We start from the raw sequence: 16230 nt of genomic DNA, 5'->3' as shown, positions 1-16230 counted from the left end.
CCATGTCCCTTCCGCCCGATCCGAGCAAGCCTGAAGCTGGCGCCGCCCCGCTGGTCCTGCTCGACCGCGACCACAGCATCCTGGCGTTCAACGAACGCGTGTTCGACTGGGCGCGCCGGGACGATGTGCCGCTGCTGGAGCGGCTGCGCTACCTGTGCATCGTGTCGTCCAACCTGGACGAGTTCTTCGAGGTGCGCGCCGCTGCGCACCTGGAGGCGCACAGCGCGCGCGCTGCCGGCAGCATCTACACGCCGGAGTCGTACCGCGCGCTGTCCGAGGCGGCCCACGATCTCGTGACGCGCCAGTACGCGCTGTTCAACGACGTGCTGGCGCCGGCACTCGCGCGCGAGCAGATCCAGATCCTGTCGCATTCCGAGCGCGATTCGGCCCAGCGCGCCTGGGTGCACCAGTACTTCGAGCGCGAGGTGCGGCCGCTGCTGGTGCCGACCGGGCTGGATCCGGCGCACCCGTTCCCGCTGGTGGCCAACAAGTCGCTGAACTTCATCGTGCAGCTGACCGGCCGCGACGCCTTCGGCCGCGAGAACGACATCGCCATCGTCAAGGTGCCGCGCGTGCTGCCGCGCGTGATCCGCGTGCCCGACAAGCTCTCGGGTGGGCGCACCCTGGCGGTGCTGCTGTCCAGTGTGATCCGTGCCCACCTGTCCGAGCTGTTCCCGGGTCGCCAGGTCGGGCAGTTCTCGCAGTTCCGCGTGACGCGCCATTCCGACCTCGCGGTGGACGAGGAGGAAGTCAACAACCTGCGCACCGCGCTGCGCCAGGGCCTGGAATACCGCCATTACGGCCAGGCCGTGCGGCTGGAGGTCTCAGCCAGCTGCGATGTGCACCTGGCCGATTTCCTGCTGCAGCAGTTCAAGCTGCCCGAGCTGGCGCTGTACCGCGTGCACGGGCCCGTGAACCTGGCGCGGCTGACCCAGCTCGTCGACCTCGTCGACGAGCGCCGGCTCATGTTCCCCGAGCACAAGCCGGTCTGGCCGCTGGGCTTCCCGGTCGACGGCTCGCTGTTCGAACGCCTGCGCGAGGGCGACGTGCTCGTGCACCAGCCCTTCGAGAGCTTCGACGCCGTGCTGGCGCTGCTGCGCGAGGCCGTGCACGACCCGGCCGTGCTGGCCATCCGCCAGACCATTTACCGCACCGGGAGCGACCCCGAGCTCATGGGCCTGCTGCGCGAGGCGGTGCGCCGCGGCAAGGAGGTCATGGTGGTGGTGGAGCTCAAAGCCCGCTTCGACGAAGAGGCCAACATCAACTGGGCCGAGATGCTGGAAGGCATCGGTGCGCAGGTGGTGTATGGCGTGGTGGGCCTGAAGACCCACGCCAAGATGCTGCTGATCACGCGGCGCGAGGGCCGCAAGCTGCGCCGCTACGGCCATCTGTCTACCGGCAACTACAACCCACGCACCGCGCGGCTGTACACCGACCTCAGCTACTTCACGGCCGACGACAAGCTCACGACGGACATGGAGCAGGTCTTCGTGCACATCGCCGGCCAGAGTCGGCTGGCCCACATGTCGCGGCTGCTGGTGGCACCGTTCCACCTCCAGAAAGCCATGCTGGAGAGGGTGGCTGCCGCGGGCGAGGCGGCAGCGGCCGGGCAGACGGCGCGCATCATCGTCAAGACGAATGCGCTGACCGACGAGCAACTGGTGCGGGCGCTGCTCAAGGCGGGCCAGCAGGGCGCGCGCATCGACCTGATCGTGCGCGGCGCCTGCACCCTGCCGGCCCAGCTGCCGGGCGTGTCCGACAACATCCGCGTGCGTTCGGTGGTGGGCCGTTTCCTGGAGCACACGCGCGTGTTCTATTTCCGCCAGGGCGAGGAGGAGCAGCTGTTCCTGTCCAGTGCCGATTGGATGAGCCGCAACATGCTGCGCCGCATCGAGCTGGCCTGGCCCGTGACCGACCCGCAGCTGCGCCAGCGCGTCATCGACGAATGCCTGGTGCCCTACCTGCACGATGGCTGTGACGCCTGGGCGCTGGGCCCGGACGGCCGCTACACGCGCGCCGAGAACTGCGTCGGTCCCGACGGCCAGCGCCACAGTGCGCAGCTGGCCCTGGTACAACGCTTTGCCTACCCGAGGGGGCTGTGATGGACCTGATCTTCTGGCGCCACGCCGAAGCGCATGAAGAGAGCGCGGACGGCACCGACCTGGCCCGCGAGCTGACACCGCGCGGCCACAAGCAGGCCAGCCGTGTCGCGAACTGGCTGGACCGCCAGCTGCCCGATGGCGCCCGCGTCATCTGCAGTCCGGCGCAGCGCGCGCTGCAGACTGCCGATGCGCTGGGCCGCAAGTACAAGGTGCGGCCCGAGATCGCGCCGGACGCATCCGCCCAGGCCCTGCTGGACACCGTCCAGTGGCCGGGCGGCAAGGGCGTGGTCGTGGTCGTCGGCCACCAGCCCACGCTGGGCCAAGCCGTGGCCCAGCTGCTGCAGGCGCAGATCGGCGAAATGCCCATCCGCAAGGGCGCGGTCTGGTGGCTGCGCACCCGTGAACGCGACGGCCAGCGCCAAACCGTCGTCGTCGCCGTCCAGGCCCCCGAAACCGTCTGACCGTCCTTCACGCCCGCCCGCCGGGTCGTGAAATCCTGGGCCAGCAGGGCCGTTTTGCGACCGATAGAATGGTTCGCATGGCCACCAAAATTCCCTCCAAACCTGCGCAGCCCAGGGCCAAGCCAGCAGCGCCGGACGACGGCGGATCGGTCGTGCTCGAACGGCGCACCCAGAAGACGAAGCCGCCGCAGATGTACCAGGTCTTGATGCTCAACGACGACTACACCCCGATGGAGTTCGTGGTCGTGGTCATCCAGGAATTCTTCAGCAAGGACAAGGAGACGGCGACGCAGATCATGCTCAAGATCCACCTGGATGGGAAAGCAGTCTGCGGCGTGTATTCGAAAGACGTGGCGGCCACCAAGGTCGACCAGGTCCTGGAGGCGGCTCGTCAGGCGGGTCACCCGCTGCAATGCGTCAGCGAGCCTGTGGAATGACTGGTTGAAAAACCATTTCCCACACCCAAGTAGAGCGCAAGTTAACAGCAAGGTGTCAAAGGAATCTTCATGATCGCCCAGGAATTGGAAGTCAGTTTGCACATGGCCTTCGTGGAAGCGCGCCAGCAACGCCACGAGTTCATCACGGTCGAACACCTGCTGCTTGCCCTGCTGGACAACCCCAGCGCCGCCGAGGTGCTGCGGGCCTGCTCGGCCAACATCGACGACCTGCGCAAGTCGCTGACGAATTTCATCAAGGACAACACGCCGCAGGTGGCGGGCACCGACGATGTGGACACCCAGCCGACGCTGGGTTTCCAGCGCGTGATCCAGCGCGCCATCATGCACGTGCAGTCCACCGGCAGCGGCAAGAAGGAAGTCACCGGCGCCAACGTGCTGGTGGCGATCTTCGGCGAGAAGGACTCGCACGCCGTCTACTACCTGCACCAGCAGGGCGTGACGCGCCTGGACGTGGTGAACTTCATCGCCCACGGCATCAAGAAGAGCGATCCGCCGGAACCGACCAAGTCGAGCGACGCCCAGCCCGAAAGCGAGGAGGGCGCGTCCGAGAAGAACGAGAAGGCCTCGCCGCTGGAGCAGTTCACGCAGAACCTGAACCAGATGGCCAAGGACGGCAAGATCGATCCGCTGATCGGCCGCGAGTACGAGGTCGAGCGCGTGATCCAGATCCTGTGCCGCCGGCGCAAGAACAATCCGCTGCTGGTCGGCGAGGCCGGTGTCGGCAAGACCGCCATTGCCGAGGGACTGGCCTGGCGCATCACCCAGAAGGACGTGCCCGAGATCCTGGCCGAGGCGCAGGTGTACTCGCTCGACATGGGCGCACTGCTGGCCGGCACCAAGTACCGCGGTGATTTCGAGCAGCGCCTGAAGGGCGTGCTCAAGTCGCTCAAGGACAAGCCCAACGCCGTGCTGTTCATCGACGAGATCCACACGCTGATCGGCGCCGGTGCGGCCTCGGGCGGCACGCTGGATGCGTCCAACCTGCTCAAGCCGGCGCTGTCCAGCGGCCAGCTCAAGTGCATCGGCGCGACCACCTTCACCGAATACCGCGGCATCTTCGAGAAGGATGCGGCGCTGTCGCGGCGCTTCCAGAAGGTCGACGTGGTCGAGCCCACGGTCGAGCAGACGGTGGAGATCCTGAAGGGCCTGAAGTCGCGCTTCGAGGAGCACCACAACGTCAAGTACGCTGCTGCGGCACTGCAGGCAGCGGCCGAGCTGTCGGCCAAGTACATCAACGACCGGCACCTGCCTGACAAGGCCATCGACGTGATCGACGAGGCCGGCGCGGCCCAGCGGATCCTGACGGCGTCCAAGCGCAAGAAGACCATCGGCAAGACCGAGGTCGAGGAAATCGTGGCCAAGATCGCGCGCATTCCGCCGGCGAACGTTTCCAACGACGACCGCGGCAAGCTGCAGACGCTGGAGCGTGACTTGAAGAGCGTGGTGTTCGGCCAGGACAAGGCGCTCGAAGTGCTGGCCTCCTCGGTCAAGATGGCGCGCTCGGGCTTGGGCAAGGGCGACAAGCCGATCGGCAGCTTCCTGTTCAGCGGCCCCACGGGCGTCGGCAAGACCGAGGCCGCCAAGCAGCTGGCCTACATCATGGGCATCGAGCTGATCCGCTTCGACATGTCGGAGTACATGGAGCGCCATGCCGTGAGCCGCTTGATCGGCGCGCCTCCGGGCTATGTCGGGTTCGACCAGGGCGGTCTCCTGACCGAAGCCGTCACCAAGAAGCCGCACGCGGTGCTGTTGCTCGACGAGATCGAGAAGGCGCACCCGGACATCTTCAACGTGCTGCTGCAGGTCATGGACCATGGCAGCCTGACGGACAACAACGGGCGCAAGGCCGACTTCCGCAACGTCATCATCATCATGACGACGAACGCGGGTGCCGAGACCATGAACAAGGCGACCATCGGCTTCACGAACCCGCGCGAGGCCGGCGACGAGATGGGCGACATCAAGCGCCTGTTCACGCCCGAGTTCCGCAACCGGCTGGACGCGATCGTGAGCTTCAAGGCGCTGGACGAGACCATCATCCTGCGCGTGGTCGACAAGTTCCTGCTGCAGCTGGAGACCCAGCTGGCCGAGAAGAAGGTGGAGGTCACCTTCACCGACGGCCTGCGCAAGTACCTGGCACGCAAGGGCTTCGACCCGCTGATGGGCGCGCGGCCGATGCAGCGCCTGATCCAGGACATGATCCGTCGTGCACTGGCCGACGAACTGCTCTTCGGCCGCCTGACCGACGGTGGCCGCCTGGTGGTCGACATCGCCCTGTCCAAGGACGAGAAGGGCGTGGAGACCGGCGAGGTGCAGCTGGACATCCAGCCGCTGCCCAAGAAGGAAGGCCGGGCCAAGCCCGAGGCCGAGGAAGCGACGGCTGGCTGAGGCTTCCGCACAACAGAAAGCCGACCCGGCAGGGTCGGCTTTTTTGTTGCCTCGACGCGACGCAGCCACCGCTCATCACATTAACTTGACCGCGCAAGTCTTTGATGTTGTGTGAGCTTTTTGGAGTGGATACACTCCCGCATCCTCGGCGGTTTCAGTAGGTGGGCGCATGACTTCTTCTCGTTTTTCCGGCTTGCAGCGGTTCGCGCAAGCGCTCGTCGTGTTTTCCTGCCTGTTCACGCTGGCTTTGCCCCAGGCCGACGCCGCGCCGCGCAAGAAAAAGGTGGTGGCCGAGAAGCGCCAGGCCGCCGAGCGCAAGACCGCCGCTGTCACGCCCAAGCGCCGGGTCAAGGTGAGCGTCCAGGGCCGCCAGCGCATCGAGACGCCGCGTGCCGCCATCATTCCCCTCAAGCCCTCGTTCGGCCAGTTGGCTGGCCTGCACGCCGCCGACGATCCTCTGGACCTGAAGTCCAGCGTGGCCCTGGTCATCGACCAGGAAACCGACGAAGTCCTGCTGCGCAAGAACGAGAACGCCGTGCTGCCCATCGCCTCGCTGACCAAGCTCATGACGGGCGTGATCGTCAACGAGGCGCAGCTGCCCATGGACGAGGCGATCACGATCACCCAGGATGATGTAGACACCGAGAAGTGGAGCCGTTCCCGACTGGTCGTCGGCGCCAGCCTGAGCCGCGGCGAGCTGCTGCACCTGGCGCTGATGTCCAGCGAAAACCGCGCCGCCCACGCGTTGGGCCGCACCTTCCCGGGCGGCATGGCGACGTTTGTGAGCCGCATGAACGCCAAGGCCATGCAGCTGGGCATGAAGGACACGCGCTACGTCGAGCCGACGGGCCTGTCGCCCAACAACCAGTCCAGCGCGCACGACCTCGCCCTGTTGGTGGGCGCCGCCTACCGCGAGCCGCTGATCCGCGAACTGTCGACCTCGCCGAGCTACGCCGTCGATGTCGGCCGCCGCACGCTGCAGTTCAACACCACCAACCGGCTCATCAAGAATCCGGACTGGGACATCGGCCTGCAAAAGACCGGCTTCATCAACGAAGCCGGCCAATGCCTGGTCATGCAGGCCAGCATCGCCGGCCGCAAGGTGATCATGGTGTTCCTGGATTCGGCCGGCAAGCTGAGCCGCCTGGGCGATGCCGAGCGCGTGCGCAAGTGGGTCGAGTCGACGACCGCTGCAGCCATCACCGCCGGCGGCCACAGCGCCGCCGCAGCGCTGGTGCCGATCTCCACGCACCGCTGACCGGTCGCGCGCCCGGCGCCCGCGTGGATCAGGCGTCGTTGTTGCCGGGGCGGTAGCCCAGCGCGGCAGAGATCTCGTTGGCCGTGTGCTGCAGCTTGGGCAGCCAGGATTCGTCCAGGCGGTCCGCCGGCGAGGAGATCGACAGGCCGGCCACAAGCCGGGCCTGGTCGTCGTAGATGCCGGCGGCCATGCAGCGCACACCCAGTTCCAGTTCCTCGTTGTCGCGTGCCACGCCTGTCATGCGGGCCTTGGCCAGTTCGCGCTCGAGCAGCGGCAGTTGCGTGAGGCTGTTGCGCGTGTGGCCGGCCAGGCCCGTGCGCGTGGCATAGGCGCGCACGCGCTGCGCATCGTCGGCTGCCAGGAACAGCTTGCCGACCGAGGTCAGGTGCAGCGGGGCGCGCCCGCCGATGGCGCGCACCACCTGCATGCCCGAGCGCTCGGACAGCGCCCGCTCGATGTAGACGATCTCGTCGCCCTGGCGCAGGCTCAGGTTCACGGGCTGCTGGATCAGCCGGTGCAGCTCGCGCATGGGTGCCAGTGCCGCGTCGCGCACGCTCAGCCGGCCCTTGACGATGTTGCCCAGCTCCAGCAGGCGCATGCCCAGCCGGTAGGTGCCCGGTTCCGGCCGGTCGACGAAGCGGCCCGTGGCCAGGTCGTTCAGGATGCGGTGCGTGGTCGAGGGGTGCAGGCCGGTCTTCTCGCTGATCTCCTTGAGCGACATGGCCTCTTCGCGCGAGGCCAGCACGTCGATCAGCGCGAACATGCGCTCGATGACCTGGACCGTGGGGGTGCCGCCAGCTTGCTGTTCGGTCTTCTTCATGGCTGGGCAGGGCCGCCCTGCCAATGGCCATCGATCAGCAACTGGTGGGGTTGGAAGCGGGCTTTGTAGTTCATCTTGTCGCTTTGGCCGATCCAGTAGCCCAGGTAGACATGGGGAAGGCCCAGGCTGCGGGCCTGCTCGATCTGCCATAGCACGCTGTAGGTGCCATAGCTGGCATGGGCTTCGGGCTCGTAGAAGGTGTAGACGGCCGACAGGCCGTCGTTGAGGATGTCCAGGATGGACACCATCTTGAGGCGGGGCGGCTCGCCATCCACCCCGGGTTCATGGAATTCGACCAGCCGCGAGTTGACGCGGCTTTGCAGCAGGAACTGGGTGTACTGGTCGATGCTGTCGTGGTCCATGCCGCCCCCCGCGTGGCGGCCGTTCTGGTAGCGCAGGTAGAGCTGGTAGTGCTCGGGCACGAAGCACAGCTTGAGCACGCGCACCTGCAGCGCAGTGTGCCGCGCCAGCGCGCGGCGCTGGCTGCGGTCGGGTTGGAAGCGGTCGACCAGCACGCGCAGCGGCAGGCAGGCCTGGCAGCCGTCGCAATGCGGTCGGTAAGTGAACATCCCGCTGCGCCGAAAACCCTTCTGCACCAGCTCCGAGTAGGTATCGCTCTGGATCAGGTGCCCTGGCGTCGCCACCTGCGACCTGGCCTGCCGGTCCGCCAGATAGCTGCACGGATAGGGCGCGGTCGCATAGAACTGCAGCGTCTGCAGGGGGAGATCGTTCAGGTGGGTCACGCCGTACGGGACACTGGAGTGAACAGTGCGGACCAGTATACGGGGTCGAAACGCCAGGGCGGATCGGCCGCCTGGGCGTCCTGGCGCAGCCGCGACACGAAGTCCGCCCGCGGCATTTCGGCCGCGCCCAGCGAGGCCAGGTGGCGGGTGTTCTGTTGGCAGTCGATCTGCACCACGCCGTGTACCCGGCACCAGGCCACGAGCGCCGCCAGCGCGATCTTGGAGGCATCGGTCGCGCGCGCGAACATGGATTCGCCGAACACCGCGCGCCCCAGGCCGACGCAGTACAGGCCGCCCAGCAGCTCGCCGTCGACCCAGGTCTCCACGCTGTGCGCACTGCCGGCGGCGTGCAGGTCTTCGTAGGCGCGCACCATCTCGGGCACGATCCAGGTTCCGGACTGGCCTTCGCGCGGGCTGGCGGCACAGGCGCGCACCACGTCGCCGAAGGCGCTGTCGAAGCGCACTTCGCAGCCGGGCGTGGCCATGAAGCGCTGCAGCGTCTTGCGCAGCGAGCGGTGCAGCCGGAACGCGCCGGCCTGCAGCACCATGCGCGGGTCCGGGCTCCACCACAGGATGGGCTGGCCTTCGCTGAACCAGGGGTAGACGCCATGGCCGTAGGCGGCGCGCAGGCTGTCCACGTCCAGGCTGCCGCCAGCGGCCAGCAGGCCGGGCGCAGGATCCTCCGGTCCCCAGGCCAGGGACACGGGCGGCAGGGCTTCGCCAGGGGCGAGCCAGGGCAGAGCAGGGCGGCGCGGCTTCATGGCAGGGCTGCGCCCGGCGGAAGTCCGGGCTGGACGAATGGCGCTCCGATCAGCCGCACAGGGCCTGCCCGCGGTCGATGATGCACAGATTGATGCTCACTTGTGTTGAGGTAGTCGCGCCAACGTGCGGTCACGACTGCGTTGTGGCTTGGTTCTGCACAAATAATGGCACATCGCGCCACGCAACCTGTGCGCAGTACATGCGGTGCACGCTTCATTTTCCGGCTGGCTGGTCGCAGACATGGAGTGTGTGGCGCAGGACAAGGACAAAGACCAATGGCGATGGACCTCGTGGGAGATCTGCTGGCCCGGCTGGACCAGCTCAATGCAATCGGCGCCGCCTTGTCCAAGGAGCGCGACACGGATGCCCTGCTCGAAGGCATCCTGATCGCGGCCAAGAACATCACGCATGCCGATGGCGGCACCCTGTACCGCATGACGGAAGACGGCAGCGCCCTGCGCTTTGAGATCATGCGCACGAACTCGCTGGACATCTTCCTGGGCGGCACCACCGGGCGTCCGATCGAATTCCCGCTGCTGCAGCTGGTCAACGCCGACGGCAGCTTCAACGACAGCATGGTGGCCACCTATGCCGCCATCCATGACCGCACGGTCAACATCGCCGATGCCTATGCCGAGGAAGGCTTCGACTTCTCGGGCACGCGCGCCTTCGACCAGCGCACCGGCTACCGCTCGCAGTCCTTCCTGACGGTGCCGATGAAGAACCACGACGGCGAGGTCATCGGCGTGCTGCAGCTGATCAATGCGCAGGAGCCGGACCTGGACCGCGTGGTCACCTTCTCCGAGGCCGACCAGCGGCTGGTGGAGTCGCTGGCCTCGCAGGCGGCCATCGCGCTGTCGAACCGGCAACTGATCATCCAGCTGGAGGAGTTGTTCGAGTCCTTCATCCACCTGATCAACATGGCGATCGACGACAAGTCGCCGTACACGGGCGGGCACTGCAACCGTGTGCCCGAGCTGACCATGATGCTGGCCGACGCGGTGGACGCCACCGAAGATGGTCCGCTGGCCAGCTTCAAGATGAGCGAGCGCGACCGCTACGAGCTCAAGATCGCCGGCCTGCTGCACGACTGCGGCAAGATCTCCACGCCCGTGCATGTCGTCGACAAGGCGACCAAGCTGCAGACCCTGTTCGACCGCATCGTGCTGGTCGACACGCGTTTCGAGGTGGTGCGGCGCGACCTGGAGATCGCGGCCCTCAAGCGCCAGCTGGCGCTGCGGCCCTGCGTCGACCCGGTCGCCGAAGCCCAGGTCGCCGCCGCCTGCACGACGGAGCAGGCCACCCTGGACGAGGAGCGCGAGTTCATCCGCAAGCTCAACCGCGGCACCGAGTACTTCCACGAAGGCACGCTGGCGCGGCTGCAGTCGCTGTCCGAGCGGCGCCGCTGGTCCAGCCCCCAGGGGCAGGACGCGCCCTTCTTCACCGACGACGAGATGGAGAACCTGTCGATCCGGCGCGGCACGTTGACCGCCAAGGAGCGCGACATCATCAACTACCACATCGTCGCGACCAACCGCATGCTGGAGCAGGTGCCCTGGCCCAAGCACCTGCGCAACGTACCGGAGTTCGCCGGCGGCCACCACGAGCGCATGGACGGGCGCGGCTACCCCAAGGGCCTGATGCGCCACGAGATGTCGCTGCAGGCGCGCATGCTGGGCATCGCCGACATCTTCGAGGCGCTGACCGCGGCGGACCGCCCGTACAAGGCGGGCATGAAGGTGTCCAAGGCGCTGGAGATCATGGTGCGCTTCAAGAAGAACGGCCACATCGATCCGGACCTGTTCGACGTGTTCATGCACCAAGCCGTGTACCGGCGCTACGCCGAGCGCTTCCTGGACGCCGACCAGATGGACGTCGTGCCCGCCACCGCGCCGGAGCCGGCGGCCGGGTGATCAGCTGAGCTTCTTGACCAGCACCTGGCTGCGCCGGTCCCAGTTGTACTTGCGCTTGCGCGCCTCGGGCAGCCAGTCCGGGTCCACCGGCTGGAAGCCGCGCTTGATGAACCAGTGCATGGTGCGCGTGGTCAGCACGAAGATGCTGGTGAGGCCCGCCTGGCGCGCGCGGTGCTCGATGCGCTTCAAGACCTTCTCGCCATCGCCCTGGCCCTGGCTCTGCGGCGACACCGTGAGCGCCGCCATCTCGGCCGTCTTGGCCTCGGGGTAGGGGTAAAGCGCCGCGCACGCGAAGATCACGCCATCGTGCTCGATCACGGTATACAGGTGGGCGTCGCGCTCGATCTCGGTGCGGCTGCGCTTGACCAGCGTGCCGTCCTTCTCGAAGGGCTCGATCAGCTGCAGGATGCCGCCCACGTCGTCGCTGGAGGCCTCGCGCACGCTTTCCAGCTTCTCGTCGATGACCATGGTGCCGATGCCATCGTGCACGTAGATCTCCAGCAGCAGCGCGCCATCCAGCGCGAACGGCAGGATGTGGCTGCGCTCCACGCCGGCCTTGCAGGCCTTCACGCAGTGCTGCAAGTAAAAGCCGGTGTCGGTCGGCTGCTGCGGTGTGGGCAGCTGGGCCAGCAGCTGCTCGGCCACGGCCAGCGGCAGCTCGGTGTCGATCGGGTTGTCGTCGGACGCCGGCTCGCCGGGCTGCATGCGGATGCCCGGCACCTCGGTCAGGAAGATCAGCTTGTCGGCCTGCAGCGCGGCGGCCACGCTGGTTGCCACCTCTTCCATGGTCAGGTTGAAGGCCTCGCCCGTGGGCGAGAAGCCGAACGGCGACAGCAGCACCAGCGCGCCCATGTCCAGCGTGCGCAGCAGGCCGGCCACGTCGACCTTGCGGATCGAGCCCGAGTGCTGGAAATCCACGCCATCCACGATGCCCACCGGCCGCGCCGTGATGAAGTTGCCCGAGATCACGCGCACCGTGGCGCCGGCCATTGGCGTGTTGGGCAGGCCCTGGCTGAAGGCCGCTTCGATCTCGTAGCGCAGCTGGCCGGCGGCCTCCTGCGCGCAATCCAGCGCCACCTCGTCGGTGATGCGGATGCCGTGCGAGTAGCGGGCCTCGTGCCCCTTGGCGCGCAGCTGCTCGTTGACCTGCGGCCGAAAGCCGTGCACGAGGACGATGCGCACACCCATGGCCTGGATCAGCGCCAGATCCTGCGCGATCGACTGCAGCTTGCCGGCCGCGATGGCCTCGCCGGCCATGCCGACCACGAAGGTCTTGCCACGGTGCGTGTGGATGTACGGCGCAACCGAACGGAACCACGGGACGAAGGTGAAATTGAAGACAGCGGACATGGGCGGCGGGTCTGCGCGTGGGGCGGGCAGTGCAGGAGCTGCACTGGGATAATCCCGGATTCTCTACGAAGTCCCCGACCGGGACGCGCGCCCCTGTCCATATGCCCGAAGCCCCCGCGGCGCCCCCGGCGCCAGCCTTCACGCTGAGCTTTCCCGAATCGCTGCCCGTCTCCGGCCGGCGCGAGGAGATCATGGCCGCCATCGCGGCCCACCAGGTCGTCATCGTCTGCGGCGAAACCGGCTCGGGCAAGACCACGCAGCTGCCCAAGATCGCGCTGGCCCTGGGCCGCGGCAAGTGCAACGCGCCGCCTGGCCAGGGCCGGCTGATCGGCCACACCCAGCCGCGCCGCATCGCCGCCAGTTCGGTGGCCAAGCGCATCGCCGAGGAACTGAAGTCCCCGCTGGGCGAGGTCGTGGGCTTCAAGGTGCGCTTCCAGGACCGGCTCTCGCGCAACGCCTCGGTCAAGCTCATGACGGACGGCATCCTGCTGGCCGAGACGCAGACCGATCCGCTGCTGAAGGCGTATGACACGCTGATCATCGACGAGGCGCACGAGCGCAGCCTCAACATCGACTTCCTGTTGGGCTATCTGCGCCAGATCCTGCCGCGCCGGCCCGACCTCAAGGTGATCGTGACCTCGGCCACGATCGATGCCGACCGCTTCGCCCAGCACTTCAAGAGCGACAAGGGCCCGGCGCCGGTTCTCTACGTGTCCGGCCGTATGTTCCCGGTGGAGCAGCGCTGGCGCCCGTACGAGGAGTCGCGCGACTACGGCCTGAACGAGGCCATCGCCGACGGTGTGGACGAACTCTGGCGCGACCCGCGCCAGGGTGGCGACATCCTGGTCTTCCTGCCCGGCGAGCGCGAGATCCGCGAGGCCGCCGACCATTTGCGCGGCCACCTGCAGCACCAGCCCGTGCTGCGCGACGCCCAGGTGCTGCCGCTGTTCGCGCGCCTGTCGCAGGCCGAGCAGGACGAGATCTTCGTGCTGCGCGGCAAAAGGCGCATCGTGCTGGCCACCAACGTGGCCGAGACCTCGCTCACCGTGCCCGGCATCCGCTACGTGATCGACGCGGGCACCGCGCGCGTCAAGCGCTACAGCCTGCGCAGCAAGGTCGAGCAGCTGCTGGTCGAGCCGATCAGCCAGGCGGCAGCCAACCAGCGCGCCGGCCGCTGCGGCCGCGTGGCCGACGGCATCTGCATCCGGCTGTACGGCGAGGACGATTTCAACGGCCGCCCGCGCTTCACCGACCCCGAGATCCTGCGCAGCTCGCTGGCCGGCGTGATCCTGCGCATGAAGTCGCTGCACCTGGGCGAGGTGGAGGATTTCCCCTTCGTCGAGGCGCCGTCCAGGCGCGCGATCACCGACGGCTACCAACTGCTCAACGAGCTCGGCGCGGTGGACGACAACAACGTGCTGACCGCTGTCGGCGCCGAACTGGCCCGCTTGCCGCTGGACCCGCGCGTGGGCCGCATCATCCTGGCCGGCCGCGAACGCCAGGCCCTGTCCGAGGTGCTCATCATCGCCTCGGCGCTGTCGGTGCAGGACGTGCGCGACCGGCCCATGGACGCGCAGGCCCAGGCCGACCAGCAGCACGCCAAGTTCGACGACGAGAAGAGCGAGTTCAGCGGGTACCTGCGCCTGTGGCAGTGGATCCACGACAGCCGTGGTGGCCACGGCGAAACCCACAAGCTCAGCAACCGCCAGTACGAGCAACTGCTGCGCCAGAACTTCATCAACATCCGCCGCGTGCGCGAGTGGCGCGACATCCACAGCCAGCTGCTGACGGTGGTGACCGAGCACCGCTGGAAGCTCAACGACCAGCCTGCCAGCTACGAGCAACTGCACAAGGCCATGCTCGCCGGCCTGCTCGGCAACATCGGCTTCAAGCCCGAGGACGAAGACCTCTACCTGGGCGCGCGCGGCATCAAGTTCCACCGCCACCCGGGCGCCCACCTCAAGAAGAAGCCGGGCCGCTGGATCGCGGTGGCCGAACTCGTGGAGACCACGCGCCTGTTCGGCCGCGGCATCGCCAACATCGAGCCGCAGTGGCTGGAGGAGGTCGGCGCCCACCTGCTCAAGAAGCAGCTGCTCGACCCGCACTGGGAGAAGAAGGCCGCCGAGGTCGTGGCGCTGGAGCGCGCCACGCTGTATGGCCTGGTGGTCTACAACAACCGCCGCATGCCCTACAGCCGCGTGGACGCGGCTGGCGCGCGCGAGATCTTCATCCGCCAGGGCCTGGTGGCCGGCGAGTGGGAGACCCAGCTGCCGTTCGCGGCCGCCAATGCGCGCACCATCGCCCAGGTCGAGGCGCTGGAGCACAAGTCGCGCCGGCAGGACGTGCTGGTCGACGAAGAGCTGATCTACGCCTTCTACGACGCCCAGCTGCCGGCCGAGGTGCACAGCGGCCGATTGTTCGAAGCCTGGTGGCGCGACGCCTCCCGCACCAACCCCAAGCTGCTGCAGCTCACGCGCGAAGAGCTCATGCGCCACGAGGCCGCCGGCATCACCACCGAGACCTTCCCGCGCACCGTGCGCCTGGGCGGCGTGGACTGCGCGGCCAGCTACCTGCACGAACCCGGCAACACGCGCGACGGCGTGACCGTGACCGTGCCGCTGTTCGTGCTGAACCAGGTGGCCGAGGAGCGTTGCGAGTGGCTGGTGCCCGGCATGCTCAAGGACAAGATCCAGGCCCTGCTCAAGAGCCTGCCGCAGCGCCCGCGCTCGCGCTTCGTGCCGCTGCCCGAGTCGGCCGCGCGGCTCGCGGCCGAACTGCCGTTCGGCCAGGGCGGCCTGGTCGACGTGCTGCTCAAGGCCGTGCGCGACCAGACCGGCATCGACGTCAAGAAGGCCGACTTCAAGCTCGACATGCTGAGCCCGCATTTGTTCATGAACCTGCAGGTGGTGGACGAGCACGGCCGCCAGCGCGGCATGGGCCGCAACCTGGGTGCGCTCAAGGCCGAACTCGGCACCCAGGCGCGCGGCGCCTTCCAGGCGCTCGCGGCACTGAAGACCACGGCCGCGCCCGCGCCGGCACCGACCGTCGCCAAGGCGGCGCCGGCCCAGAAGGCCGCGCCTGCCGCACCGCCGGCACCCACGCTGCCCGCCAACCAGCGCCACACGCAATGGGACTTCGGCGAACTGCCCGAGCTGCTGGAGATCCGCAAGGGCGGCCAGAGCGTGATCGGCTTCCCGGCGCTCATCGACGATGGCGACGCGGTGCGCATCGAGGTCTTCGACGAACCCGATGTCGCCGCGGCCAAGCACCGCGCCGGCCTGCGCCGGCTGTTCGCGCTGCAGATCCGCGACGCGCTCAAGTACCTGGAAAAGAACATCCCCGACCTGCAGAAGATGGCCGTGGCCTACATGCCGCTGGGCACACAGGAGATGCTGCGCACGCAGATCATCGATGTGGCGTTGGACCGGGCCTTCCTGCTCGATCCGCTGCCCACCGACGCCCTGGCCTTCAAGCGCCGCATCGACGAGGGCCGCGGCCGGCTGACCCTGATCGCCAATGAAGTGGCGCGGCTGGCCGGCACCATCCTCGTCGAGTACGCCGCCGCGCAGCGCAAGCTCAAGGATGCGCGGCCCAACGCCGACGTGGGCGCCGACGTGCAACAGCAGCTGCAGCGCCTGGTGCCCAAGGACTTCCTGGCCGTCACGCCCTGGCCGCAGCTGCAGCACTTCGCGCGCTACCTCAAGGCCGTGGTGCTGCGGCTGGACAAGCTGCGCGCCGACCCGGCGCGCGACGCCACGCGCCTGGCCGAACTCAAGCCCCAGGAACAGCGCTACTGGCGCCTCGTCGCCGAACGCAAGGGCCAGGTCGACAGCCGCATGCAGGAGCTGCGCTGGCTGCTGGAGGAGTTGCGCGTGAGCTTCTTCGCGCAGGAGCTGCGCACGCCGCAGCCGGTCAGCACCAAGCGCCTGGACAAGACCTGGGCGCAGCTGAACCAGTAGCCGGCGCTGCGCCTTC

General features: G+C 67.8%; 11 protein-coding genes. 7 read left to right on the top strand and 4 right to left on the bottom strand.

Annotation, left to right across the window (positions count from 1 at the left end; translation table 11 throughout):
- Nucleotides 1–2: 2 nt before the first annotated feature.
- The 5 genes from ppk1 (at nt 3) to ASF45_RS20405 (ending at nt 6667) form a co-directional block, all read left to right on the top strand.
- Entirely contained in the window at nt 3–2102 is a 2100-nt protein-coding gene (ppk1, locus tag ASF45_RS20425) for a polyphosphate kinase 1 (protein ID WP_056666885.1), read from the top strand.
- Nucleotides 2102–2563: a histidine phosphatase family protein gene (locus tag ASF45_RS20420; RefSeq protein WP_056666883.1), complete on the top strand. Its 462-nt coding sequence runs from the start codon at nt 2102–2104 to the stop codon at nt 2561–2563. The genes ppk1 and ASF45_RS20420 overlap by 1 nt, the downstream gene beginning before the upstream one ends.
- A gap of 77 nt (nt 2564–2640) precedes the next feature.
- Complete coding sequence (clpS, locus tag ASF45_RS20415) at nt 2641–3000, top strand: ATP-dependent Clp protease adapter ClpS (RefSeq protein WP_056667070.1); 360 nt, start codon at nt 2641–2643, stop codon at nt 2998–3000.
- A gap of 69 nt (nt 3001–3069) precedes the next feature.
- Nucleotides 3070–5409: an ATP-dependent Clp protease ATP-binding subunit ClpA gene (gene clpA / locus ASF45_RS20410; protein ID WP_056666880.1), complete on the top strand. Its 2340-nt coding sequence runs from the start codon at nt 3070–3072 to the stop codon at nt 5407–5409.
- A gap of 169 nt (nt 5410–5578) precedes the next feature.
- Nucleotides 5579–6667 carry a serine hydrolase gene (locus tag ASF45_RS20405; protein ID WP_082551152.1) on the top strand — a complete coding sequence of 363 codons (1089 nt, stop codon included), beginning with the start codon at nt 5579–5581 and terminating at the stop codon, nt 6665–6667.
- Nucleotides 6668–6695: 28 nt separating this feature from the next.
- On the opposite strand, the gene ASF45_RS20400 is transcribed toward ASF45_RS20405, so the two are convergent.
- From ASF45_RS20400 to aat, 3 genes are read right to left on the bottom strand one after another with little or no spacing between them, the layout of a single operon-like run.
- Entirely contained in the window at nt 6696–7487 is a 792-nt protein-coding gene (locus ASF45_RS20400) for an IclR family transcriptional regulator (protein ID WP_056666877.1), read from the bottom strand.
- A complete protein-coding gene (locus ASF45_RS20395; protein WP_056666874.1) occupies nt 7484–8230 on the bottom strand; it encodes an arginyltransferase in 747 nt (248 codons plus the stop codon). Before ASF45_RS20395 ends, ASF45_RS20400 begins: the two co-directional genes overlap by 4 nt.
- A complete protein-coding gene (gene aat, locus ASF45_RS20390) occupies nt 8227–8991 on the bottom strand; it encodes a leucyl/phenylalanyl-tRNA--protein transferase (RefSeq protein ID WP_056666872.1) in 765 nt (254 codons plus the stop codon). The genes ASF45_RS20395 and aat overlap by 4 nt, the downstream gene beginning before the upstream one ends.
- A 276-nt stretch (nt 8992–9267) precedes the next feature.
- On the opposite strand from aat, the gene ASF45_RS20385 reads away from it, so the two are divergent.
- Complete coding sequence (locus tag ASF45_RS20385; RefSeq protein ID WP_200932183.1) at nt 9268–10905, top strand: HD family phosphohydrolase; 1638 nt, start codon at nt 9268–9270, stop codon at nt 10903–10905.
- Here ASF45_RS20385 and argA read toward each other — a convergent pair whose 3' ends face one another.
- The gene (gene argA, locus ASF45_RS20380; protein WP_056666868.1) at nt 10906–12255 is read right to left on the bottom strand and encodes an amino-acid N-acetyltransferase; all 1350 of its coding nucleotides are present in this window, start codon (nt 12253–12255) and stop codon (nt 10906–10908) included.
- Between the two features lie 101 nt (nt 12256–12356).
- Between argA and hrpA the strand changes: the two genes are divergently transcribed.
- Nucleotides 12357–16214, top strand: a complete 3858-nt coding sequence (gene hrpA / locus ASF45_RS20375) for an ATP-dependent RNA helicase HrpA (RefSeq protein ID WP_056666866.1) — start codon at nt 12357–12359, stop codon at nt 16212–16214.
- The last annotated feature ends 16 nt before the right edge of the window (nt 16215–16230 follow it).

The sequence above is a fragment of the Pseudorhodoferax sp. Leaf265 genome, from assembly GCF_001422365.1.
Taxonomy (GTDB): domain Bacteria; phylum Pseudomonadota; class Gammaproteobacteria; order Burkholderiales; family Burkholderiaceae_C; genus Pseudorhodoferax.
This window is presented reverse-complemented; position numbering and strand designations above follow the sequence as displayed.

Bases quoted from the DNA above. Each gene is read 5' to 3' on its own strand.
- ASF45_RS20385 (WP_200932183.1), top strand. From the start codon at position 9,268: ATGGCGATGGACCTCGTGGGAGATCTGCTGGCCCGGCTGGACCAGCTC.
- ASF45_RS20400 (WP_056666877.1), bottom strand. From the start codon at position 7,487: ATGAAGAAGACCGAACAGCAAGCTGGCGGCACCCCCACGGTCCAGGTC.
- ASF45_RS20420 (WP_056666883.1), top strand. From the start codon at position 2,102: ATGGACCTGATCTTCTGGCGCCACGCCGAAGCGCATGAAGAGAGCGCG.
- clpA (WP_056666880.1), top strand. From the start codon at position 3,070: ATGATCGCCCAGGAATTGGAAGTCAGTTTGCACATGGCCTTCGTGGAA.
- aat (WP_056666872.1), bottom strand. From the start codon at position 8,991: ATGAAGCCGCGCCGCCCTGCTCTGCCCTGGCTCGCCCCTGGCGAAGCC.
- clpS (WP_056667070.1), top strand. From the start codon at position 2,641: ATGGCCACCAAAATTCCCTCCAAACCTGCGCAGCCCAGGGCCAAGCCA.
- ppk1 (WP_056666885.1), top strand. From the start codon at position 3: ATGTCCCTTCCGCCCGATCCGAGCAAGCCTGAAGCTGGCGCCGCCCCG.
- ASF45_RS20405 (WP_082551152.1), top strand. From the start codon at position 5,579: ATGACTTCTTCTCGTTTTTCCGGCTTGCAGCGGTTCGCGCAAGCGCTC.
- argA (WP_056666868.1), bottom strand. From the start codon at position 12,255: ATGTCCGCTGTCTTCAATTTCACCTTCGTCCCGTGGTTCCGTTCGGTT.
- hrpA (WP_056666866.1), top strand. From the start codon at position 12,357: ATGCCCGAAGCCCCCGCGGCGCCCCCGGCGCCAGCCTTCACGCTGAGC.